Here is a 24,541-nt window from a genome sequence, read left to right on the forward strand (position 1 = left end):
GTTAATTTGTCAGGACGGTGCTGCAACAAACGTTCTGAATAGTTTTGCGATGTAATAAAGGGAAGGATTAAACCAATGGCAACACCCCTTCAGCACAAGATTTTCACCGACATTTCCCCCTTTCTCCCTGATATGCCCAACCCGTTGCCGGATAACTGCGATCTTATCGGTCTGGGACTCGACTCACTGGCGATGATGAAGCTTGCGGCGATGTGGCGGCGTCAGGGACATGACGTTTCGTTTGCCCGTCTCATTGAACAGCCCCGCCTTGATGCCTGGCTGGAGATGCTGACGCAGCCCACCAGACACGTCAGTCAGCCCGTTTCTTCGCCGCTACTGGACCTGCATGAAAACGATCCTTTCCCACTGGCGCTGATGCAACATGCTTATTGGGTGGGGCGTGATGACAGCCAACATCTGGGGGGCGTAGCAGCACACTTCTACCATGAATTCGATCTGCCACAGATTGATGCTGCCCGGCTGGAGAATGCGGTACAGCAGCTTCTGTCACGGCACGGGATGTTGCGCGTGACCGTTCTGGAAGAGGGACAACAGCAGGTGATGGCTCAGGCGCGCTGGCCGGGGCTAAAAACCTACGACTTACGCCATGAAACCGGTGAAACTGCACGCCTTCGGCTGGAGGCGATCCGCGCCGCACTGTCACATCGTCAACTGAATATTGAGCAAGGCGAAGTATTTGATGTGCGGCTGACGTACCAGCCTGAAGCCCTGGGTGGTGGCTGCCGCCTGCATTTTAATCTCGATATGATTGCAGCGGATGCGATGAGCCTGCGCGTCCTGTTAGACGATTTGGCAACGCTTTATCTGGAGCCAGAACAGCCGCTCGCCCCGTTGGATCTCTCTTTCCGCCAGTATCAGCAGCTACGCCATGCCTGGCTACAGGAACCGCAACAGCAGGCGCGTTACGCCCAGGACAAACAGTGGTGGCTGTCACGCCTCGCGGATTTACCGGGCGCGCCGATGTTACCCAGCGTGGGGATGAACACCCACAGTACACATCAGACGGTGGTTCGTCGCCACCGTTGGTTTGATGCTCACGCCCGCCAACAGCTGGAAGCCCGTGCGCGTGAACATCAGCTGACCTTGCCAATGATGATTGCCGCTGCTTTTGCGGAAGTGCTGACCCAGTTCAGTGACGAAGAGGACTTTATTCTTAACCTGCCGCTGTTTAACCGCGAGTCGCTGCACGCCAGCGTATCGGCGCTGGTGGGGGATTTCACTTCGTCAGTACTGCTGGCGTGGCAGGGTAGCCAACCGGGCAGTTTCCTCGAGCGTGCGCAGCGCCTGCAACAGCAGTTCCGCCAGGATGCGGCACATGCATTTTTCTCTGGTGTAGAAGTGTTACGTGAAGCGGCACGCGTCAGAGGTCAGCAGCAGTTTGCGCCGGTGGTCTTTACCAGCGCTTTGGGTCTTGGCGAACTGTTCAGCGAGCGTGTTCAGCAGGCCTTTGGACAACCAGGCTGGATTGTCTCACAGGGACCGCAGGTGTGGCTGGATGCGCAAGTTACCGAGCTAAATCACGGTATTCTGGTGAACTGGGACGCACGAGAAGCCAGTTTCCCGGCTGGCATGCTTGATTTGATGTTCGATCAATTTATTGGTCTGCTTGAAGCCCTCATTGCCAGCGAACAGGCCTGGCAACAGCCGGTACGCAGTGCGTTACCTCCTGCACAACAGGCCGTGCGGCAGCGCGCGAACGCCACCGATGCGCCCTTACCTGAAAGCTGTTTGCACAGTGCCTTTTTCCACCTTGCGCAGCAAAATCCGGAAGCGCCCGCGTTATTTGGCGCACACCAGACCCTCACTTATGGCGAGGTGGCTGAACGCGCACGCCGCCTGGCGACACATCTGCACAATCTGGGTGTACAGCCCGGCGAGCCAGTAGCAATCGCGCTGCCCAAAGGGCCCGAGCAGATTATTGCAGTGCTGGGCGTGCTGGCCAGCGGTGCGGCCTGGCTACCGCTCAACCACCAGCAACCGGAGCAGCGCATCAAGGCCATCCTGCAAAATGCTGGCGTGAAACAGGTGATCACTCAACTGCCTGATGAAGATTCACTGCTTCCCCTCGCGGAGGTGGTTTACGGCGATCCGCAGCATCTGGCTTACGTTATCTATACCTCTGGCTCAACCGGCACGCCAAAAGGGGTGGAGATTAGCCATCTGGCAGCAAAAAACACCATCGACGATCTTAACCGCCGTTATCCGCTGCGCGATCGCATGCGCACGCTGGCGGTGTCGGCACTGAGCTTTGACCTTGCGGTATACGATATTTTCGCGCCACTGTCGGTGGGCGGGGCGGTGGTGTGTATCGAAGATGATAGCTGGCGCGATGCACAGCGCTGGGTGGCGTTGATCCGGCAGCACCAGGTTAGCGTGTTGAACTGTGTACCCGCTATCGCGGAAATGACGTTCACCAGCGCCGCAGCGGACAACCTGACGTTGCCCCTGAGGATTGTGCTGCTGGGGGGGGACTGGGTTCCGCTTGATTTGCCGAAAAAATTACGCGCAGTGGCCGATCAGTGTCGCTGCATTGCGTTGGGTGGCACCACCGAAACGGCGATCCACTCCACGGTACAGGAGATCACCACCGTGCCGGCTGACTGGCGCTCGGTGCCCTATGGGTATCCGCTCGATAATGTCCGTTGCCGGGTAGTGGATAGCCTGGGGCGCGATCGCTGTGACTGGGTCAGCGGCGAACTGTGGATTGGCGGCGCAGGGGTCGCGCTGGGTTATCGTCACGATCCGCAACGCACCGCCGACCGTTTTGTTCAGCAGAACGGGGAACGCTGGTATCGCACTGGCGATTTAGCCCGCTATCACGCCAGTGGCTCGCTGGAATTTTTAGGGCGGCGTGACCATCAGGTAAAAGTGCGGGGTTACCGTATCGAGCTAGGCGAGATAGAGTCTGCGCTGATCGCCCATTCTGGCGTGGCACGCGGTATTGTCCTGCTGGATGATGAACAACATCTGGTCGCCGCTTACACCAGCAAGCAGCCGGTGGATGACGCGGCGCTGCGCCAGCATCTGCAACGTTACTTACCGCAGGAGATGGTGCCAGAACGGCTGGTGGCGCTGCCGGCGTTACCGCTGAGCAGTAACGGCAAAATCGATCGCAGCCTGCTAAGACAGTGGCTGGCAGAGCAAGCACCGCAGGCTGAACACCCCGGAGAAGCCGCCTTGCCGGGTGTTGAGCAACAGGTCGCAAACATTTGGCACGATATTGTGGGCAAACATCCCCACCGTCAGGATAACTTCTTTACCGCAGGCGGCGACTCATTGCTGGCAACACGGTTGGTGGCAGCACTGCGTCGCGAGGGATTTAGCGACGTCACCTTGTCTCAGCTGGTTGCTCAGCCGGTGCTGGCGGCTTTTTGTCAGACACTGCATCGCAAACAGCCTACCACTGCCGCCTCGGCCATTGCGCATGATCGATCAGGACGTTATGCCGCCTTCCCGTTGACCAGCGTGCAGCAGGCTTATCTGTTTGGCCGTGAAAGTGAGTTTGCGCTGGGGGGGATTGGCTGTACGTTCTATCGCGAATTTGAGGTCAACGATCTGGACCTTGCCAGACTGGAAAACGCGGTAAATCAGCTGATTGCGCGGCATGACATGCTCCGGGCGGTATTCAGTGAAGGCCAGCAGCAGGTACAACCGCAGGTTGCGCACTATCAGATCCCGCGGTTCTGCCAGCCGGGGGAGGATAACGTTGGTTTGCAGCGCGCGGAATATGCCTCACACAGCTTTGATCCGCAGCACTGGCCGCTCTTTAGCGTCAGCGTGGCGCAGCAGGGTGGCACGCACCGGGTCGCGATTGCTATCGATAACCTGATCCTCGATGCGCTCAGTATCCTGCTGTTCTATCAGGAACTGGACGCGCTCTATCATCAACGCCCGTTACCGGATGCTCCGGCGATTCAGTTCCGTGATGCACTGCTGGCACGCCAGCCGCAGCAGGCCCAGCGTGACGCCGCGTGGGCGTGGTGGCGTCCTCGCCTTGACCACTTGCCGCTGGCGCCACAGTTGCCGCTCGCTCAGCAACCTGAGGCGATCGCGGTACCTGAGTTCACTCGCCGTGAGCAGTGGCTGGATGCGAAGTGCTGGCAGCAGTTGACGCAAAAAGCCCGCCAGAATGGCGTCACCCCTTCTGCGGTGATGCTCAACGCGTTTGCTACTGTGCTGCGTCGCTGGAGCCATCAGCCAGACTTTACCCTTAACTTGACCCTGTTTGATCGCCCGGAAGGTCACGCCGATATTGCGCGCGTTATGGGCGATTTTACCTCCCTGGTGCTGGTCCCTTGCCGCCATGCCGACGGCGGCTGGCTGGATGAAGTTCGCCAGGTACAGCGCGATATGTGGGGGGCACTGGATCATCGCTCGCTCTCAGCCGTTGAGGTGCTGCGCGAGTTGGCCCGACGCCATCAGGAGCCTGAACTGGTTATGCCGGTGGTCTTTACCAGTGCTTTGGGACTCAGCGCCGAGCCAGAACAAGGCATCTTCAGCCAGGCCACGTATGGCCTGTCGCAAACGCCGCAGGTGTGGCTGGATCATCAGTTAACCGAGCAGGCAGGCGGTGTTTCGCTGGTCTGGGATGCGGTAGAAGCCCTGTTCCCGGCGGGGATGCTGGATGCGATGTTCAGCGCCTATCAGCAGCTGATCCAGCATTTATGTCACCACAGTTGGCAGCAGCCGCTGCCTGAACTGCTCCCTGTCGCCCAGCGCCAGGTGCGCGAGGCCATCACTGCCGCGGCGCATCAGCCCTGTGTGGCGGAAACGCTGCATCACGCCTTCTTCCAGCAGGCCGAACAGGCACCGCAGCAGGTAGCACTGATTTGGCAGCAGGATCAGCAGACTTGCCAATTCTCCTATGCGGAGCTGGCACAACAGGCGCTGAAACTGGCGCACTGGCTACAATTGCAGGGCACGGCGGTGGGCGATCGGGTCGCGATATCCCTGCCGAAAGGGCCACAACAGGTGATTGCGGTACTGGGTGTGCTAGCGGCGGGTGCCAGTTGGGTACCGATTGGCATCGATCAGCCTCTGGCTCGGAAACAGACAATTTTGCAACGGGCGGACGTCAGCCTGGTGCTCGATCTCAACACGCCTTTGGCTGGCGCGCAGGCGGTGCAGGCAGACGTCGCGCCCCTGGCCCATCCGGTGGCCATCTCGCCTCAGCAACTGGCCTATGTCATCTTTACGTCTGGCTCGACGGGGGAACCCAAGGGCGTAGAAATGTGCCACGCCGCCACCCACAACACCCTACAGGATCTGCGCCAGCGGCTGGCCATGCAGCCACAAGACCGTATTCTGGCGCTCTCTGCCCTTGATTTTGACCTTTCAGTCTTTGATCTCTTCGCCCCGCTGGGTTGTGGGGCGGCGTTGGTGATGGTGGATGAAGCGTACCGCCGCGATGCTGCTCACTGGCTGCACTTAATGCACCGCCATGACGTTACCCTGTGGAACTCGGTGCCTGCGCTACTGGAGATGTTGCTGACCGCGGCGCAGGACGCCAGCTTGCCTGTGCTGCGGGCGGCGCTGATTTCCGGCGACTGGATCGCGCTGACGCTCCCGGAACGATTGCAACACACCGCCCCGGCCTGCCGGTTACTGGCATTGGGGGGCGCGACCGAAGCCGCGATCTGGTCAAATATCTTCCCGGTGACCACCCTCCAGCCGGCGTGGCGTTCAATTCCTTATGGCTACCCGCTACGCAACCAGCGCTGGCGCGTGATCAATCACACCAACGCTGATTGCCCTGACTGGGTAGAAGGGGAATTGTTGATTGGCGGTACCGGTCTTGCTCGCGGTTATCTTGGTGATGCCAGCCTGACCGAAGCCCGTTTCCCGATTCTGGATGGCGAGCGTTGGTATCGAACCGGTGACCGTGGCCGCTACTGGCCTGACGGTACGCTGGAGTTTCTTGGCCGACTGGATACGCAGATGAAACTGCGCGGCCATCGCATTGAGGCGGGTGAAGTCGAACAGGCGCTACTGACGCTCAGCGGCGTCGATCAGGCGGTGGTCTCATTATGGCACGATGGCCTCACACAGCGACTGGTAGCGGCCGTCGCGCCACACACACCGGCCCGGACGGAACAGGAGGAAGTGTTCAGCCCTGGTAACACGCAACGTGGCCTGCTTGAGTACGAAGCATCCATGGCCGAGCACATGTTGGCTGAGCTTCTGCAACTGCCGGAGCAGACGGGTGGCGTGTGGCATGAACAGCCGCTACAGCCCGATGAGAAGGGCAGCCAGGTACTGCAACTCTGGTTGAAGTGGCTGGTGTCGCGTGGCGTGTTGCAGCCACAGGATTCGCACTACATCGCCACCGGTACCGCCGCCATTTTCGCCAGACCGGCTGCGGCACAGGTGGTTGAAGCGCGCACCCGCTATGCCAGCTGGCGCGCGATGCTGCGCGGTGAGCAAGACAATACCGCACTGCTGACCGACAACGTCTTCAGCCCTGCCAGTCTGTCGGCAGCGGATGATGAGACGCGGCAATGGTTGTCACAACTGGCGCTGCACATTAACAGCCTGCACCACCAGCGCGGTCAGCCAATCAGCATTGTGGAGATTAACGGTGCCAGCGGTCAGCACAGCGCTGCGCTGCTGGCGCGCCTGCCGCAGGGCAGTGTGCACTACACCTTGCTGGAATCCTCCCCACTGGCGCTGGAACAAGCGCGGACGCAACTGGCTAACAGCGGTCATCAGATCGATTTCCTGTTACTGAATGAACTGTATGTACCGGAAGCACTGCAAAACTCGGCGGATATCGTGCTGGCAGCCAATGCGCTGCACCGCTATGCCCAGCCATTGCATGGGCTGACGGCGGCCGCTCAGTTGCTAACGCCAACTGGCGAGCTATGGATGATGGAGCGCCAGAGTTTGACGCCGGTTGCCATGATCAGCGCTGGGCTGCTGGCGGGGGGCTATGGCGATAGCGGAAACGATCCGCTGCGCACCGTTGGAGTGTGGCAGCAACGTGCTCAGGCCTCTGGCTTTACCGTCGGCGAATGTCACCACAGCGGCCTTGCCGCCACCTTAACCCTGCGCGCTTCGCATCGTCAGGCACTGCCTGAGAACTGGTCCAGCCAACTGGCGGAGAAACTCCCCAAAGCCATGGTGCCTGAGCGGCTGGTTCTGCTGACGCATCTGCCGCTTACCGCGAACGGCAAGGTCGACCGTAAACGCCTGCAATCGCTGTATGACAATCTACCGAAGCCGCAGCAACAACAGGAAACCTTAACCACAACCGAAGCGAAACTGGCTCAGCTGTGGGGAACATTGCTCGCGACTGCACCGCACTTTGGCCGCCAGCAGGGCTTCTTTGAGTCCGGGGGGGACAGTCTGTTAGCCACGCGTCTGATTAATGCCATTCGCGAGGCATTCAACGTCGACCTTGCTCTGCGAAAAATCTTTACCGCCCCCAGCCTTGCCGCCATGGCAGCGGAAATTGAGGCACAGCAGGCTGAAGTCGCCAGCATGGAAGGAGGTGAATTGTGATCGGGATTTTAGGTGGATTTGGTGCCGTAGGCGGCGAAGTCGCACGCATGCTGCATCTCTGGGGAGAAACTTCGCTGCGCGTGGGGGGCCGCCATCCGCAGCCGTTGCCCTGGGCACAGAGTTGTTATGTGGATGTCAGCGACGAAAAGAGCCTGATGGCCTTCGCCAGCGGCTGTCGGCTGATCGTCAATTGTGCTGCGCCGTCTGCCCGGCTGTCACTTCCCGTGGCGAATCGCCTGCGGGCGGCGGGTATTCCGCTGGTGGATGCTGGTGGCATTGATTGCCCGGTTCAGTTCACCCATCAGACAGGAATGCCACCAGTGAGCGCGCTGTTTGGAGCTGGCGCATTGCCGGGATTATCCGGCATTTTGCCCGCATGGCTGGCGGCTAAGTTGGATCGTGTTGATGCGCTGCACGCCTGGTTTGGCGTGTTTGACCGTTTTACCCGCAGCGGGGCAGAAGATTATCTGGATGGCGTACTCCGTGCGCCAGCACCGCTGTCCGCTCTGCCGAGACGCCAGTCTAACGTGACGTTGCCGTTTTTCCCGCATCCGGTGCAGTTGCAACCTTACGAAGATGAAGAATCTCGCCACGTCACCCATCGCCTGGGGTTGCGCACCAGCCGCTGGCAGTTGGCACTGGCGGGTGAACATCTGGCACGGGCACTGGATTCGGCACGGGAGTTACCGCGTGAAGCGGCTATTCGTGCCGTGGTCGAGGGTTCTGAGCTGGACGTCGCGGGACGGCAACCCTGGGTTAACTTTTTGATTCAGGTTGAAGGCCGTCGCCAGGGCAACCTGACCACCTTAACCCTGTTGCTGAAAGCGCCGGGCATTGCGCAACTGACGGCCGCCTGCGCCGCCACCTGCGCTAAATGGTTGTTTAATTCCCCCTATCCCGTGGTGGGCCTCGCGGCTCATCACGTCGATGTGAGCGCGTTCATGCAGCTTTTCTGCCACGGGCAGACGGGCATCAGCATGGAGTTGTTTGACAACAGCGTTGAGCAACTGAGCGAAATGTGCGGAGGTGCGCTATGAGCGCTGTACCGTTAAAGGTGCTGGTGTGTGGCTCCACCTTTGGTCAGTTCTGGCTGGCGGCGCTGCAACGCTATCCGCAGCGTTTTCAGGTGGTGGGGCTGCTGGCCAGCGGCGGTGCGCGTAGCCGAGACTGCGCGCAACGCTATCACCTTCCCCTGTATACCGATGTGGCTTCACTGCCTGAAAATATCGACCTGGCCTGTGTGGTGTTGCGTGCCACCGTCATGGGGGGGGCCGGTAGCGATCTGGCACAACAGCTGATGGCGAAGGGCATCCATGTGATTCAGGAACAACCGGTACACCATGATGAAGTGGTGGCGAATCTGCGTTGCGCGCGTGAGCACGCTGTGCAGTATCGGGTTGGAAACCTGTATCCACATCTGCCTGCGGTGCAGCAGTTTATTCAGTCTGCTCACCGCTTACTGCGGCGACAGAAGCCCCAGTTCATTGATGCCGCCTGCGCCAGCCAGGTTGCTTTCCCGCTGATTACCCTGCTGGCAGAAGCACTTGGCGCACCGCGACCATGGCAGTTTCAGACGCAGGCCCCCCTATCCGAAGCCCCTTTCCAGCAGGTGCAGGGGCTGATGGGTGGCATCCCCTTAACGCTGAATATACATAACGAGGTCGATCCCCAGGATCCCGACAACCATTTCCAGCTGTTGCAACAGATAACGCTGGGCTTTCCCGCTGGGCGATTATCGTTGATCGATACCCACGGGCCGGTGATGTGGTTCCCGCGTTTGCATATCCCTGAGGCGGTAAAGCGTGACCGCGACTTTAGTAGCCCGCAGTCGGCGCATTTGATGGAAGAGACCAGTGCGATTATCGGCGAGGTTACGCAAGCCAGTTGGCGTACCACGCTGGCGGAGCAGTGGCCAGAGGCCATTTCCCAGGACTTGCTGGCGCTGGCCGAGAGCATTCAGTCGGCGGATGCGCCACGCTGGAGCCCGCAATCCCTGTTAACACAGTGTCAAATGTGGCAGGCGTTGACCAAAGCACTCGGCTATCCACGCCTCAATCCAGATCAACAGTTTCAGCCGCTGGCGCGTACCTTGCTCCCTGCCACTGTCGGGCTGGATCGTACGATCACCCAGCAGTGGGACTTTACTCAACGGGCTGAGCGGTTGGTGAGTGACATCACGGCACATCAGGTAACGGATTTTGTCTCGCGCATGGATGAAGCCTGCCTGAACGCCATGCTCTTCAGTCTGCAACAGGGAGGCGTGCTGTGCCATCCCGAACAGGGCCACGATCTGCCGCAGATTTTGCAACAATTGCAAGTCGCTGAAGCCCACCACACCCTGATCGGGCGTTGGCTGCTGCTGCTGGCCGACGCAGGACTGGTGATCCAACGCGGCGCGCACTATTTTAGCCGCCGAACAATCCGTTATGACGAGCTGCATCATAGCTGGCAGGCGGTACACGCGGTGTGGGATAACCGCCTGGGCTCTGCCACTTTTATCGACTACCTGTGGCATAACGCAGAAAAACTGGGAGAGCTGATGCGTGGCGAGCAGCAGGCAGCGCTGTTGCTGTTCCCGGAGGGTCGCAACGATGTCGCCGATGCGGTTTATCGTCATACCATTACCGCACGTTACCTCAACACCCTGATCGCTGACTGGCTGCTGCAACGGCTCAGTCAGCATACCGCACCGCTAAACGTTCTCGAGATCGGCGCAGGCACCGGAGCCACCACTGAACGGGTTAGGGAGTTGTTGCAGGAGAAATATGGAGAAACCCCGCCGATCCACTGGCTCTTTAGCGATGTTTCACGCTTCTTCCTGGTGAATGCCCAGCAGCGCTATGGCTATCTCGGCTGGCTCTCTACCGCCCTGATCGATATCGATCGCCCGCTGACGGAACAAGGTGTCGCCGCAGCATCCCAGGATCTGTTGGTGATGGCGGGCGTGCTGAACAACGCACACAACAGCGAACAGACCATTCGCTGGCTGGCAGAGGTGTTACAGCCTGGCGGCGTGATGCTAATCACTGAACCGACGCGTGAGCATCTGGAAATTCTCACCTCGCAGGCCTTTATGATGCCCCCGCCGCAGGATGATCGGCAGCGCAGTGAGCAACGTTTCCTCTCACCGGAACAGTGGCAGGATCTGCTGCAGCGCGCCGGGCTGATATGTGAAGCCTGCCTGCCCGATGCGGGACATGTACTGGCACCACTCGGTCAGCGCCTGTTTATCGCGCGGAGGCCAGATCATGCTTAAGTGCAGCCATATTCTCTGCAAGGTCGATAACATTCATGCCTGCGTCGCTCAGCTGGAACAAGCGGGGTTCTGCGTGCAGTGGGGAGGCGATCCTGCGCGGGCGCACAATGCGCTGGTGTGGTTTGAAGAGGGTCCGTTTCTGGAGTTCTTTGAACTGCCACGCTGGTTTCGCTGGCTAAGCTATCCGTTTGGCTGGCGCTTCGGCTCCAGCGCCGGACAGCGCCTGAGAGGCTGGTCGCAGGCGGGCGCTGGCTGGTGTGATGTAGCACTGGAGCCTGAACAGTATCAGCCCGAAGCACCGCTGAGTCTGGTTCAGGTCAGTCAACATTTGCAGCAGCAGGCACTGGCCGGTTCGCGCGTGGTAAAAGGCCGCCGTAAATCGGTGCAGGGGGAAACCGTACACTATCGCTTTATGATGCCGCGCGGTGAACACCTGCCCTTTATTGTCTCCCACTATCACCCGCTACAGCGACCGGTTTGCATACAGCACCCCAATGGCGCACGCGCCGTGGCTCGGGTCGATTTCCATTTACCGGTCTCCAGTCACCGCCACCTGCAACGTCTGTTGCCTTCTGATCGTTGGCTCAACAGCCAACAGGGCGAACGACGTTGTGTCAGCAGTGTGGTCTTGCAAGGATGGCAGGCATCGCCGCATACCTCTGGTTTTATCCAGTCACTGTTTAAGTCATCGCAGGAGGCGTAATGCGTGAGCTATTTTCTGCCTTACAGCACACGCTGGAAGGGGATGTTCTGTTGCCGCAACATGCGGAATACGAGGCGGCACGGCGGGTACGCAATGCCCGCATCGATCACCGGCCTGCGGCAATTGTGCGCTGTGCCAGCGTGCAAGATATTCAACATGCGCTCCAACTGGCGGCGAGCCAGCAGCTCCCAATCGCGCTGCGTGGCGGGGGCGCTCACGTTGCCGGTTACGGCACCTGCCAGGATGGGCTGGTGCTGGACCTGTCACGGATGAAGCAGATTTCTGTCGACCCGGTGACACGCCTGGCGCAGGTTGCACCCGGCGTTACCTGGGGTGAGCTGGATGCGGCAACCCAGGCGCACGGCCTGGCAGTCCCCGGTCCGCGCAACCCCACTATTGGCATCGCCGGGCATACGCTGGGCGGTGGCGTTGGTGACCTGTCGCGTCAGTTCGGCCTGACCAGCGATAACCTGGTGAGCTGTGAGCTGGTGACGTTGTCCGGTGACGTGCTGGAAGTCAATTCGCAGCGCGATGCCGAGCTGTTCTGGGGCCTGCGCGGAGCGGGTGCCAATTTCGGCGTGGTATCACGGTTCACCTTTCAACTGCACCCCGTTGAGGGCGTGGTGGCGGGTGTCCTCGCGTGGCCGGCACAAGACATTCCTGAGGTGTTACGTCGGGCGCGTAGCTGGCTGGCGCAGGCACCGGATCAGGCCTCGTTGATTGCCCTGGTCTGGACGGCTCCGCCGTTACCGTTTCTGCCTGAAGTACTGCATTTTGAGCGCAGTATCATGCTCATTCCCACCTGGTTTGGTGCACCGGAAGAGGCAGATCGCGTGCTGGCTCCCCTCAAAGTGGGGGCGCTATGCGACACGCTGCAACCGATGCGCTATGTGGATTACCAGCGCCTGCTTCCTTCCGCACCCCACTATCAACAACAACATGTTTACAACCGTGGCGAACTACTGCGTGAGCTAGATGATGTCACGCTTGAGGGATTGTTGGCGCTGTTCCGGCGCTCCGGTCCGAATTTCTCGCTGGTGTTTGGTGCGCTTGGCGGTGCCATTGCCCGCGCCCCGGCGGGGGCCACCGCGTTTGCCCATCGTGATGCCAACTGGTTCGTGGAAGTGTGCGCCCAGTGGTACGGCGAGCCGAATAACCCGGCGATGTTGGCACCGGCCATTGAGGCCTGGCAACAGTTGCAAACGGTGAGCTGTGGCCCTTATGCCAACCTGCTGCCAGACCATGAGCCGCGCTGGGCACAGGCCACCTATGGCAGCGGCTGGTCACGCCTGGCCGCGCTCAAGCAGCGCTTCGACCCGACTAATCGCCTGCGTTTTAACGTCAATATTTCGCCCCCGTCGTCCCTGATGACGGCGCCGGGCAAGGAGGATTTAACATGACTGACCGTTCTGTCGCCTTTGAACTGCTTCAACGTCTGCGCCGCCGTGGCACCCAGTTATGGGAAGAGCAGGGCAAGCTCAACTACCGTGCGCCGCAGGGCGTGGTGTCAGCGGAGGATCTGCAAACGCTGAAAGCCCACAAAGCAGAGGTGTTAGCCCTTCTGGCCGAGGAGCAGCAGCAGACCACGCTGGTGGCTGATGAGGCTGCACGTTTTGCCCCTTTTCCGCTGAGCCAGGTGCAGGCGGCCTATCTTGTCGGGCGTAACGCGGCCTTTGGCTATGGTGGCGTGGCTTGCCATGTGTACCTGGAGGTGAGTTATCCGCCGCTGGAGCATGCCAGAGTCAGTGCCATCTGGAATGCGTTGGTGAAGCGTCACGATATGCTGCGCGCGGTATTCGACCGCAGCGGCAGCCAGCGGGTATTAGCTGAAGTACCAGAACTGATCGTTGAATGCGCGAATAGCGGAGCAGAACCGGACGAAGCGCTACTGGACAGGGTGAAGCAGCAGATGGGGCATCGTCTGTATCAACCCGAGCAGTGGCCGCTGTTTAGCCTGAATCTTTCGCAGCTAACGGAACGCAGCGTGCTGCATCTTTCGATGGACTTCCTGATTGCAGACTGGGCCAGCATCTGGCTCTTGTTGGGCGAATTTGAAGCCTGCTATCAGCACCCCTCTCGGCCGCTGCCCGCGCTGGAGATTCAGTTCCGTGATTATCTACTGGCAGAGCGCGGCATGGATGCATCACCGGCGGCGCAACGCGACCGCGCCTGGTGGCAGCAGCGTATTCCCCAACTTCCTGCCTCGCCTCAGCTTCCGCTGCTTGAGGCGCAGGAACAGCAACCTGCCCGCTTTACCCGACGATTTCTGCAACTGCCGCCGGAACGCTGGGCGGCGCTCAAACAGCAGGCGGCGCAACGCGGGATCACCCCCACCGCTGCGGTATTAACCGTCTATGCCAGCGTATTACAGCGCTGGTCTGCCAGCGCTCATTTTTGCCTCAATCTGACGGTACTTAACCGGCAACCCCTGCACGGTCAGGTTGATCGTCTGGTGGGGGATTTCACCTCGGTCAGCCTGCTGGAGATCGATCAACGTCACCCAATGAGCTGGGCAGAGCGTGCCAGTGCCATCAGTCAGCAACTGTATGATGACCTCGATCATCGCCTCTGTTCCGGCGTTGAGGTGATTCGTGAACTGGCGCGTGCCAAAGGGCGCGATTACGCATTGATGCCTTACGTCTTTACCAGCGCTATCGGCCTGGTGCCTGTTGATGCTGAAAATACGCTGCTGGGTAAACTGGACGGCCGCGGGATTACCCAGACGCCGCAGGTATTTATCGACTGCCAGGCGATGGACAGCGCTGCCGGCTTACAGGTCAACTGGGATGTGCGCGACGGCGTCTTCCCGCCAGGCATGATCGACGATCTGTTTGCCAACTTTGAATCCCTGCTCAATGCCATGGCGCAACAAGGCGCTATCTGGCAGCAGCCCGCGCAGGTTGCACTGCCCGAGTGGCAGCGTGAGCAGCGGTTACAGGTTAATCATGTCCGCGCGCCGCTGCCGGAAGGTGGTCTGCATCTGCCGTTCTTCGCGCAAGCGCAGCAAACGCCGGATGCGCTGGCGGTGAGCGATCCGCAGCAACACATGACCTATCGCCAACTGGCGGACGCCGCCTTGACGATCGCGGGGCATCTGCAACAGCGCGGCATTACGCCGGGTGAGCCGGTGGCGATCACGCTGGAGAAAGGCGTGATGCAGGCGGTGGCGGTGCTGGGTGCCATGGCGGCGGGAGCGGTATGGGTGCCGGTGGATGTCTCACAACCCGCAGAACGTCGCCAGCAAATTCTGACAAATGCCGGCATTCAATGGGTGCTGACCTACCAGCAGGTGGCAGCGTGCGGCGTTAGCGGTGAGTGGCGTATTGATGTTGATGCGCTGCACGGCAGCAAAGCGCTTGAGGCACCCCACGCGCCGCGCAGTTCCGCTGTGGCCTACATCATTTATACCTCTGGCTCCACCGGTCAGCCCAAAGGGGTGGTGATGGGCCATCAGGCAGCGCGTAACACCGTTGAAGACATCAACCGACGTTTCGCGGTGCACGCATCTGACCGCGTGTTGGCACTGGCGCAGTTGGGTTTTGACCTGGCGATTTATGATCTGTTTGGCCCGCTGAGCGTGGGCGGAGCCGTGATCTATCCTGAACCGGCACGTGCCACCGATCCCTCGCACTGGATTGAGCGGATTGAATCACAGCAGGTGACGCTGTGGAACAGCGTGCCTGCGCTGATGCAAATGCTGGAGAGTGCGCTACAGCATCAGCCGCTGGCGACGTTACGTCTGGCGTTACTTTCCGGTGACTGGATCCCGTTAACGCTGCCGGAATCGTTGGCGACACGGCTGCCGCAGCTTCAACTGGTGGCGTTGGGGGGGGCCACCGAAGCGGCCATCTGGTCTAACTACCACTGCTGGCAGGGCCGTGATGCCGCATGGCGCAGCATCCCCTACGGCTTGCCGCTTACCAATCAGGGTTTTCGCGTACTGGATGAGAGCATGGCGGACTGTCCGGTGTGGCTGCCGGGCAATCTTTACATCAGCGGGGCGGGGCTGGCGCAGGGCTATCTCAATGACGCCGAGAAAACGGCCCGTCACTTTATTCATCATCCCCATGACCAACAGCGTCTCTACTGGACCGGCGATCGTGCCCGCTATCTGCCTAATGGTGAACTGGAGTTTCTTGGTCGGGCAGATAATCAGCTCAAAATTAAAGGGCACCGTATCGAGCCGGGTGAAATTGAAGCGGCACTCAGCGCCTTGCCGGGTGTGGAGAATGCCTGCGTTGTGCCCCATGGCGAGGGGAATCAGCGGCAACTGCTGGGATTGGTCATTCCGGCGTTGCAAGCGCCGGTCCCTGTTGATTACGCCCGCCTGACGGACAGCATTGACTCCGCCACCGCGAGCCTGACGCAACATATCAGCGCCGCGCAGTTGCAACAGGCAATGACCGCCCTGGATGCGGTGGTGCTGCAAAAGATGCGCGACACATTGCAGAGTTATGGCCTTAGCGGTGACTTCAGTGAGGCGGCGCTACGCGAGACGGCTGTAGATACACGCTTCTTCTGGCTGGTGCGCCGCTGGCAGGCGATGGTCGCGCAGGCAGGGGCTTTGCCCCCTTACAGCTGGCCGCAGGTCGAGGCATTATGGCAGCCGCTGCTGGAGGGGCCGGCGTTTCTGGCTTACATCCACAGCAACCTGGAAAATCTTACCGGGCTGCTTGAAGGCCGTGTCGATGCGCATAAGCTGCTGTTCCCGCAGGGCCAGTTGACCCACGTGCAGGCGCTGTATCGTGAAAACCTGATGGCGAAATACCTGAACCAGGCCGTCAGTACGCTGGTAAGCCAGATTGCGCAACAGCAGGAGGCGGAACGGCCGCTGCGTATCCTCGAAGTCGGTGCCGGTACCGGCGGTACCACGGCGGATGTGCTGGCGGCGTTGAGCCACCAGGCCGTGGACTATCACTTCACCGATGTGGCGGCTTTCTTCCTGCCTGAAGCACGATCCCGCTACGGTGAACGCACGGGGATGCATTTTGGCCTGCTCAATATTGACGACGATATTCGCTCGCAAGGCTATCACCCGGAAAGCTTCGATATTGTTCTGGCCGCCGGGGTGCTGGAAAACGCCCGCGATCAGCGTCGGGCACTGGAAAATATCCGGTTGCTGACTGCCCCACAGGGCTGGGTGATCCTGACCGAGCCGACGCGTGAATGCCCGTGGATCATGGCCTCTCAGGCCTTTATGATGACGCCGCCAGAAGACCGCGATCGCCAGCAGGAAAGCTACCTTGACCAGCATAGCTGGCAAGTGCTACTGCAATCCGTCAACCAGGATCCGGTGCTGTGCCTGCCGCAGCCAGAACATGTGTTGCAACAGCAGGGCTTCCATCTGCTGGCGCAGCAGATCAAGCGCGACCGTGCACCTCTTTATCCGCAAGTTCTCCAGGCGGCGCTCCAACAGAAGTTACCACGTCACATGATCCCAACGCAGATCCAGTCGGTAGCGGCTCTGCCGCTGACGCCAAACGGCAAAGTGGATCGTAAAACCGCTGCCAGCTGGTGGGTTGCAGCGACAGAAGAGGGCGACGCGACGCAGGATCTGCAACCACAGGGGGATGCACTTGAGCAGTTGCTCAGTCAGCATTGGGCAGAAGCGCTGGGCATTAAGCAGATCGCACTGGATGAGGATGTGTATCACCAGGGCGCTGACTCGCTGATCATGGCGCGTATGGCGGGCAAGCTGCGCCAGGTGCTGGCTGCTGACCCCTGGCGGATGGGGGATATTCCCTTTGATGCCTTGCTGCGTCATATGCTGAATGGCCCGACGGTGCGTGCCCTGGCGCAGGCTATCCGCACACAGCATGCGCCTGAGGCATCCATTGCAACGCCTCTGAACGGAAAGCAGGTTCAACCCGCTAACGATGGCCGGGCTGAAGGCAGTAACGGCATATTGCTGCCGATGGGCGGCGGTAGCGAAGGTCCGCTGCGCGTGGTGTTCCATGCGGGTCTGGGCACCATGGATTGCTTCCGACCGATGCTGGCGGAGCTGGAGAAAGATCCGCGCGGGCCGGTCATGGGTATCGTGATAGCCGATACCGCCCAGTATTGTGCATTGCCACCGCAGCAGGCGGTTGAGCGCATGGCGGATGATTACGCCCAGCGCTTGCTGGACACCGGGCACAGTCGGTTCCAGCTGGTCGGCTACTGTCTGGGGGGATTATTTGCGGTGGAAGTGGCGCGTCGTCTGAGCGAGCAGGGTGCAGAGATTGACGACCTGGTGTTAATCAGCAGCCACCCGGTGCTCTTCGAGGTGCAGGATGACCTGATGATCGAATCGCTGTTTATTCCTAATCTGCACATCACGCTGGCGCAAGCCGGTTTTGGTGAGGTGGATGGTGATGCGTTGGTCAATGGCTTTATGCAGGTGATTGAGCAGCATCAGGGCCGCATTCCAGAAGGTGCGCTGGCGCAACTTCCGGGCGCAGCGGGTCTGTTCTTCCAGCAGATGCAAGCGCTAACTATTGAAGAACGGTTTGCGCGGTATGTCGCTGGCGTTGAACAGTTTACCGGTCAGCAGATGCCAGCCGAAATGGCGCTGGGGTTATTCCGCGTATTCCGCCAGAGTTTCCATGCCGCACACTTTACCCCCAGTGCGTACGTGGGGGATATCCGCTTCCTGCTGCCTAATCAGGGATCGGGGTTCGCACCGGGGATGGATGACAACACGCTGAATTTCTGGCGCGATGTCTGTCTGGGAGAACTGCAAGTCACTTCCATTGCCGGTAATCACTTCAGCTGCATCGATACGCCAAACGCACAAGCCGTGGCGCAGTTAGTGAATGAGGGGCTGAAATGAAGCTACTGGGCCAACCCGGTAGGTTAGTGGCGAGCGTGCCGAAGGTGGCGCGCTCACTTAACCTGGCACTCAGTTTTGGAAGCATGGCGGGATTGTTCAACGTCAGTGGGATTGCGCTACTGGCATGGGCCGTTGCGCCATTACTCCAGGGCCCAATGTTACCGTCATCGTCACTGATTGCGCTCTGCGGCAGCGTGCTGACCCTGGTGCTGGCGTTCTGGTTGCGCTTACAGGCGGAAACGCGGGCGCACGAAGCCAGCTATCAACTGGAGGAGGCGCTGCGCGAGCGCCTGGTGGAACACCTCAGCCGCTTGCCTCTTGGTGTTGTACAGGGCTGGGGCAGTGGTCGGTTGCGCAAAATCATTCAGGATGATGTTAAAGCCCTGCACGTTGCGGTGGCTGATGCGGTGCCGTTTATCGGTGCCAGCCTGAGTCAACCGCTGGCCGCATTGCTGGTGTTAGCGTTGGTACAGTGGCGGCTGGCACTGGTGGCGCTGCTGTTACTGCCGGTTAGCCTCGTTTGTATGGCGCTGATGGCGCGGGAGAATCCGCAGCAGCGCCGCCGCTACAACGAGGCCAGTGAAGCCGTTAATGCCGGGGTGATTGAACTGGTGCAGGGCATGGCGGTGATGCGCACCTTTGATAACGGGGCCGCAGGCTGGCAGCGCTTTAACGCGCGCCTGCAACAGTTTACCTCGGCGGTAGAAAGCTGGATGGCGGGCAGTAAAGTACCGTGGAAGATCAACCGCCTGGTGGGGGCCGCGCTGCCTACGGCTGTGGTGCTGATGATAGCGGGTTTTGTGCTGTATCACGCCGGGCAGATTACGCTGGTGCAGTGGCTACTGGCGCTGATGCTGGGGACGTTACCCATCAAAGCGCTGGAACCGTTGGTGCATCTGGCAAATTATCTCAATGACGCCTCTGCGGCCTCTGGCCGCATTGAGGATGTGCTGATGCAACCGGTGTTGCCAGAGCCACAGCAGCCACAGCAACCGCAAGGGCACGCCCTCAGCCTGAATAACATCAGTTTTCACTATCCCGGTCAGACGCAGCCCGCACTCAGTAATGTGTCCTTAACGCTCGCACCAGGGACGCGCTGTGCAATTGTCGGGGCGTCCGGTTCGGGAAAATCGACGCTGGCGCGCCTCATCCCGCGTTTTTATGACGTGACCGAAGGCAGCATTCATCTTGGCGGCTGCGATATCCGCCAGATGCACAGCGATGTGCTGCTCAAGCAGATGGCGCTGGTGCTACAGGAACCGTTTCTGATCGGTGGCACGCTGGAGGAGAACTTGCGACTGGCCGCCCCTGAGGCCAGTGAAGAGGCATTGCAGCACATCATGGCCGCTACCGGCGTGAGCGAAATCGTCTCTGTGCTGCCATTGGGGCTAAATACCCCGATCAGTGAGCGTGGCAGTTCGTTATCGGGTGGACAGCGTCAGCGCGTTACTCTGGCGCGTGCGCTATTGAGCAATGCCCCTGTGCTGGTGATGGATGAAGCCACCTCCTATCTGGATGCACACAACGAACAACGCATTCAACAGGCACTGGCACAACTCGCGCCAGACCGGATTGTAATCACCATTGCGCACCGTTTATCCACGGTGGTTGATGCGGATGTGATTGTCGTGATGCACCAGGGGCGAGTGGCTGAACAGGGTCGTCATCACGATCTGCTAAACCAAAATGGCCATTACGCCCGGCTGTGGCAGCACTATCAGCTTGCCAGCCAGTGGACACTACAGCGCGAGGAGCAAGTATGATGCGCACCTATCACAACATGATTGCCGTGGCAGGGGAATTTGCGGCACCTTTTCGCCGGACGTTAGGCTACGCGGTAATCTCCGCGGTTTTGCAGGCGGCGGGCTGGGCCATCACATTGCCGTTGTTTTCACTGCTGCTGGCACCCGGTGCGCTGGCGGTGCGGGAGATAGTGAGCTGGTTAGGAGGGCTCATCATCCTGTTGCTCCTCGAAGGCCTGGTGCGCTGGCGTGAAATGGCGTTTGTCTATGACTACTGGCATCGCGTGACAGAGGCGATGCGTCAGCGGCTGGCGGATCGCCTGCGTGCGATGCCGCTGGAACAGCTGGCACGACGGAAAAGCGGCGATCTGGCGACGATCCTCAGCAATAACGTCACCTTCGCGGCAACGGCGCTCTCTTCACTGGCCACGCTGGCGATCCAGCTGATGGTGGTGCCTGCGGCACTGCTGGTGCTGATCTTCGCCCTCGACTGGCGGTTGGGCGCGCTATTGCTGGTGGGAGCCTTGCTCATCGTGCCACTGATGCTGCGGGTACGGCGTGATGCTAACCAGGATTTTCAGCGTATCGATGAGGTGGATGCGGCAGCCAGCGCCGCCATTGTCGAATATGTGCAGGGCCAGGCAATGTTACGTGCCAGTGGCCGTTCGGGGCGCAACGCACCTTGTTTAAGTGGGGTATTTGCGCATCAGCACCGGGTGCAGCATCAAACCGGCCATACCGCGCTGCTGATTGCCAAAGCACAGCTTATCCTCCAGCTCACGCTGGTGGCGACGGTCGCATTCGGGATTTGGCTATCTGCAACACAACAGCTTTCGCTTGCTTCGTTGCTCTGCCTGGCGGTGTTGGTGGCGCAGTTGGTTGAGCCGCTAACGCTGGGGCTTTCTATGGTGCGCCTGTTTGAATTGGCGGATGCGGCATTGCAACGGGTAAATGCGCTGTACAACGAAGCCGCGCAGGTCACCGAACAGCCGCAGCAGCAACCTCAGCACTTTGCGATCGGGCTGAATAAGCTGAGTTTTTACTATCAGCAGCAGGAGAAACCCGCCATCCAGGAGGTGACGCTGCACATCCCGGAGCACTCTTTAACCGCCTTAGTCGGCCCTTCGGGAGGAGGGAAAACCACGCTGACCCGGTTGATGAGTCGCTTTGCCGATCCCCAACAGGGCAGCATCACGCTTGGGGGCGCGGAGTTAAGGCATATCACGCCGGAGCAGCTTCTGGCCCAGGTTTCCGTGGTGTTTCAGGACGTGTGGTTGATGGACGATACGCTGGCGAAGAACATTGCGCTGGGAAGACCCGAGGCTTCGCACGCAGAGATCGTCAATGCGGCGCGCAAGGCCCATATTCATCACGTGATCGAACGCCTGCCCCAGGGCTATGAGACGCTGGCCGGTGAAGCGGGCAGTGCGCTGTCAGGTGGTGAACGACAGCGGGTCGCCATTGCGCGCGCCATTCTGAAAGATGCCCCGGTCGTGTTACTGGACGAACCCACCTCCTCGCTGGACAGTGAATCTGAGTATCAGGTGCAAAAGGCGATAGAGGCACTGGTGGCAGATAAAACCGTGGTGATTGTGGCGCATCGTCTCTCCACCATTCGCGCGGCAGATCAGATTGCCTTTATCGATCAAGGTCGTTGTGTTGAATGCGGCGATCACGCCAGTTTAATGGCCATTGAGGGAGGACGTTATCGGGCATTGGTTGAGGCTCAGCAGCACACCCTCAGCACTTAATCCTCTCTTTTCAGGCACTCGCAGTCATGCTGAGTGCCGTTTTCACGCCCAGCGCGAAAGGTAAAGAGCAGAATACATTTCTGCATCCATGTTGTTATGTTATAACATTGCAAATAAGACGCATTTCATTTTATCAGGGAGTTTAGGACGTTATGCAAAACAGGGCAGGGAAATTACCCTCACTCAAACCACTCAGCATCGCATTAATGGCCATATTAATGGCTTCACAGGCCAGCGCTGAAGAGACATTAAAGGTGGTAGCAAACACTTCAGACAGCAGTGGCCTGGTGGCGACCCGCAGTAAAAGCGCCACGAAAACCGACACGCCGTTGCTGGAGACGCCACAATCAATCTCGGTGATCACACGCCAACAGATGGATTTACAGGACGTCCGATCCCTTAATGAGGCGCTGCGCTATACGGCGGGTGTGGCAGCAGAGCAGTGGGGCGGCGTCAGTGCTTTCGACCAGTTCTCCATTCGTGGTTTTAACTACGGCTCCACCGGTTTTAACGATCAGTTCCTTGATGGCCTGCGCATGAATAACGGCCTGGTGTATGGCTTCCAGCAGGTGGACCCCTTCCTGTTAGAGAGCATCAGCGTGGTGCGCGGTCCGGCTTCAGTGCTGTATGGTCTTGCCAGCCCCGGCGGTATCGTTGCCATGCAAAGTAAATTGCCAACGGCGGAGACGGTGCGTCATATCGAACTGGAAGCAGGCAACCATCAGTATCAGCGCGGTGCTTTCGATCTCGGGGGTAAAGCCACGGACGATGGCAGCGTGCTGTATCGGATCGTGGGCACCGTCGCCACGCGGGAAGGGCAGGAACGTGGTACCGAAACACGGCGCTGGGCGTTGGCACCCTCGGTGACATTCCAGCCCGACTATTACAACCGACTGACGTTGTATGCGCGCCTGCAAAACGACCCCAAAATGGGCGCGCAAACCTCGTTGCCGGTAGCGGGAACGGCAAAATCTAACCCGAACGGCCAGTTGCCGGCCGATGCCTATCCCGGTGAGCCCGATCACAACACCTTCTCGCGCAAACAGGCGGCAGTGGGCTACAGTGCCGACCACTATTTTAATGATGACTGGGGCGTGACGCTGAATGGTCGCTATAGCGAGGAGACATCGAACTACAATGCGGTGATTTTCGCGGGGCTGCAGGATGACCAGCGCACCATTAATCGTGCTATCGCCGCGTCGAATGAACATTTCAATACCATCAACCTGGATAACCAGTTACACGGACACTTCACTACCGGAGAGGTCGATCATCAGCTGCTCTTGGGCATGAGCTGGGACCGCTTTACCGGGCATGCTAACTATGCCACTGGCTCGGTCAGCCCACTGGATATTTTCAACCCGGATTACGGCAAAGCGGTCTATGGTGCCTTGCAGGACTATCAAAACACCCGGGTGATGAACAGCCAGACCGGGCTTTACGCGCAGGACCAATTGAGTTACCAGCAGTGGCGAGCCACCTTGGGTGTACGTCATGACTGGTCGAGTATTCGCACCACCGATTTGCTGGGCGACAGCGCCAACATCAAGCAGCGGGATGAAGCCACGACCTGGCGTGCTGGCGTTAACTACCTGTTTGAAAATGGTATCGCCCCTTACTTTACCTATGCGCAGTCTTTCCAGCCTACGAGTTCGGTAGACAGCAGCGGGCATCCGTTTGATCCTTCGCGCGGTGAACTGTACGAAACGGGAATTAAGTATCAGCCTGTATCGTTGCCAGCCTTGTTCTCCATCGCGGCCTTCAACCTCACCCAGGATAAAGTATTAACCACCGATCCAGTGCACTCCGCTTACTCAGTGCAGGGAGGCAAAATTCGTTCGCGCGGCTTAGAGCTGGAGGCGAGAGGGAAACTGACCGATCAGTTCAGCATCATTGGTTCGATGACCTGGCAGAATGTGCAGTATGTCCAGGACAGCGATCGTGCCGTGATTGGCAAAACGCCGCTGCGCATCCCGACCCGTTTCGGTTCTTTATGGATTAACTGGGAAGCGCCAGAGACCAGCGTGGTGGCAGGATTGGGTGCCGGTGTAGGTGGTCGGTTCAGCAACGGCACCAAAGGCGGCACCATGGACAATCAGTTCAACACCGCAGGTTATGGTGTGATGGACGCGGAAGTACATTATGACCTCGGCCATCTGGCACACAGCTTACAGGGCGGTAAAGTGCAGGTAACGGCGCAGAACCTCACCAACCGGCAATATATCACCAGCTGCTTCACCGACTCACAGGGCTGCTTCTACGGCGCAGAACGCGCGGTTACCGCGAAACTGAGCTGGGATTTTTAATAACTGATTACCAGGTACCTGGCGGCATAGCGCCAGGTACCTTGGTGAATTTTTTCCTGTGAAACTCGTTTTATTTCTCTCCATTATCAATGATGTGATTAAGCATAGATGACCGGTTTCAGGCTACGCTGAGTTGTCCGATGATTCGGTTAAACGGCCAGTCTAGCTTAGCTATCGGAGAATAAATGTAAATTTATCAAATAGATGCTTGATTACGCGCAATGTTAGTTATGTTAAATTAAGTGTTCGGATGCGCACATGGACGGAACGCCCCTCTCCTGTAGCGGCACGATGTATCGCAACGAATCATTCAGGTGGATTGTTGTCTTGAGTTGTGCAGCAAATAACAAGTGCATCAAATCCCGGTCCAGCGAGATCGCGACTATCATCTCTTAGGGAATCTGTAGCTTTTAGACGTCTCAATCAGTGTACTACAGACATAGTACAAGTT

Annotated in this window: 9 protein-coding genes; all 9 read left to right on the top strand. The window is 59.1% G+C overall.

The genetic code is table 11. The annotated features are described in order from the left end of the window. The first annotated feature begins 75 nt into the window (after nt 1–75). The 9 genes from F3J40_RS08525 (at nt 76) to F3J40_RS08565 (ending at nt 24,090) form a co-directional block, all read left to right on the top strand. Nucleotides 76–7,521, top strand: a complete 7,446-nt coding sequence (locus F3J40_RS08525) for a non-ribosomal peptide synthetase (RefSeq protein WP_167013682.1) — start codon at nt 76–78, stop codon at nt 7,519–7,521. Continuing rightward, entirely contained in the window at nt 7,518–8,558 is a 1,041-nt protein-coding gene (locus F3J40_RS08530; RefSeq protein ID WP_167013684.1) for a Rossmann-fold NAD(P)-binding domain-containing protein, read from the top strand. Before F3J40_RS08525 ends, F3J40_RS08530 begins: the two co-directional genes overlap by 4 nt. Beyond that, nucleotides 8,555–10,777 carry a Gfo/Idh/MocA family oxidoreductase gene (locus F3J40_RS08535; protein ID WP_167013686.1) on the top strand — a complete coding sequence of 741 codons (2,223 nt, stop codon included), beginning with the start codon at nt 8,555–8,557 and terminating at the stop codon, nt 10,775–10,777. Before F3J40_RS08530 ends, F3J40_RS08535 begins: the two co-directional genes overlap by 4 nt. Then, nucleotides 10,770–11,480 carry a VOC family protein gene (locus F3J40_RS08540; RefSeq protein WP_167013688.1) on the top strand — a complete coding sequence of 237 codons (711 nt, stop codon included), beginning with the start codon at nt 10,770–10,772 and terminating at the stop codon, nt 11,478–11,480. Before F3J40_RS08535 ends, F3J40_RS08540 begins: the two co-directional genes overlap by 8 nt. Further along, on the top strand, nt 11,480–12,880 hold the full coding sequence (locus F3J40_RS08545; protein WP_167013690.1) for an FAD-binding oxidoreductase: 1,401 nt from the start codon (nt 11,480–11,482) through the stop codon (nt 12,878–12,880). The genes F3J40_RS08540 and F3J40_RS08545 overlap by 1 nt, the downstream gene beginning before the upstream one ends. Then, nucleotides 12,877–18,291: a non-ribosomal peptide synthetase gene (locus tag F3J40_RS08550; RefSeq protein WP_167013692.1), complete on the top strand. Its 5,415-nt coding sequence runs from the start codon at nt 12,877–12,879 to the stop codon at nt 18,289–18,291. Before F3J40_RS08545 ends, F3J40_RS08550 begins: the two co-directional genes overlap by 4 nt. Then, on the top strand, nt 18,288–20,054 hold the full coding sequence (locus F3J40_RS08555) for an ABC transporter ATP-binding protein (RefSeq protein ID WP_167013694.1): 1,767 nt from the start codon (nt 18,288–18,290) through the stop codon (nt 20,052–20,054). The genes F3J40_RS08550 and F3J40_RS08555 overlap by 4 nt, the downstream gene beginning before the upstream one ends. Further along, complete coding sequence (locus tag F3J40_RS08560; RefSeq protein WP_167013696.1) at nt 20,051–21,784, top strand: ABC transporter ATP-binding protein; 1,734 nt, start codon at nt 20,051–20,053, stop codon at nt 21,782–21,784. Before F3J40_RS08555 ends, F3J40_RS08560 begins: the two co-directional genes overlap by 4 nt. Nucleotides 21,785–21,990: 206 nt before the next feature. Next, nucleotides 21,991–24,090, top strand: a complete 2,100-nt coding sequence (locus F3J40_RS08565; RefSeq protein WP_205297255.1) for a TonB-dependent siderophore receptor — start codon at nt 21,991–21,993, stop codon at nt 24,088–24,090. The last annotated feature ends 451 nt before the right edge of the window (nt 24,091–24,541 follow it).

It is taken from the genome of Candidatus Pantoea multigeneris (assembly GCF_011752615.1).
In the GTDB taxonomy this organism is placed as follows: Bacteria; Pseudomonadota; Gammaproteobacteria; order Enterobacterales; family Enterobacteriaceae; genus Pantoea; species Pantoea multigeneris.

What these genes read in the sequence shown, in the direction of transcription:
- F3J40_RS08560 (WP_167013696.1), top strand. Translation starts at nt 20,051, where the DNA reads ATGATGCGCACCTATCACAACATGATTGCCGTGGCAGGGGAATTTGCG.
- F3J40_RS08565 (WP_205297255.1), top strand. Translation starts at nt 21,991, where the DNA reads ATGGCCATATTAATGGCTTCACAGGCCAGCGCTGAAGAGACATTAAAG.
- F3J40_RS08555 (WP_167013694.1), top strand. Translation starts at nt 18,288, where the DNA reads ATGAAGCTACTGGGCCAACCCGGTAGGTTAGTGGCGAGCGTGCCGAAG.
- F3J40_RS08550 (WP_167013692.1), top strand. Translation starts at nt 12,877, where the DNA reads ATGACTGACCGTTCTGTCGCCTTTGAACTGCTTCAACGTCTGCGCCGC.
- F3J40_RS08525 (WP_167013682.1), top strand. Translation starts at nt 76, where the DNA reads ATGGCAACACCCCTTCAGCACAAGATTTTCACCGACATTTCCCCCTTT.
- F3J40_RS08545 (WP_167013690.1), top strand. Translation starts at nt 11,480, where the DNA reads ATGCGTGAGCTATTTTCTGCCTTACAGCACACGCTGGAAGGGGATGTT.
- F3J40_RS08540 (WP_167013688.1), top strand. Translation starts at nt 10,770, where the DNA reads ATGCTTAAGTGCAGCCATATTCTCTGCAAGGTCGATAACATTCATGCC.
- F3J40_RS08535 (WP_167013686.1), top strand. Translation starts at nt 8,555, where the DNA reads ATGAGCGCTGTACCGTTAAAGGTGCTGGTGTGTGGCTCCACCTTTGGT.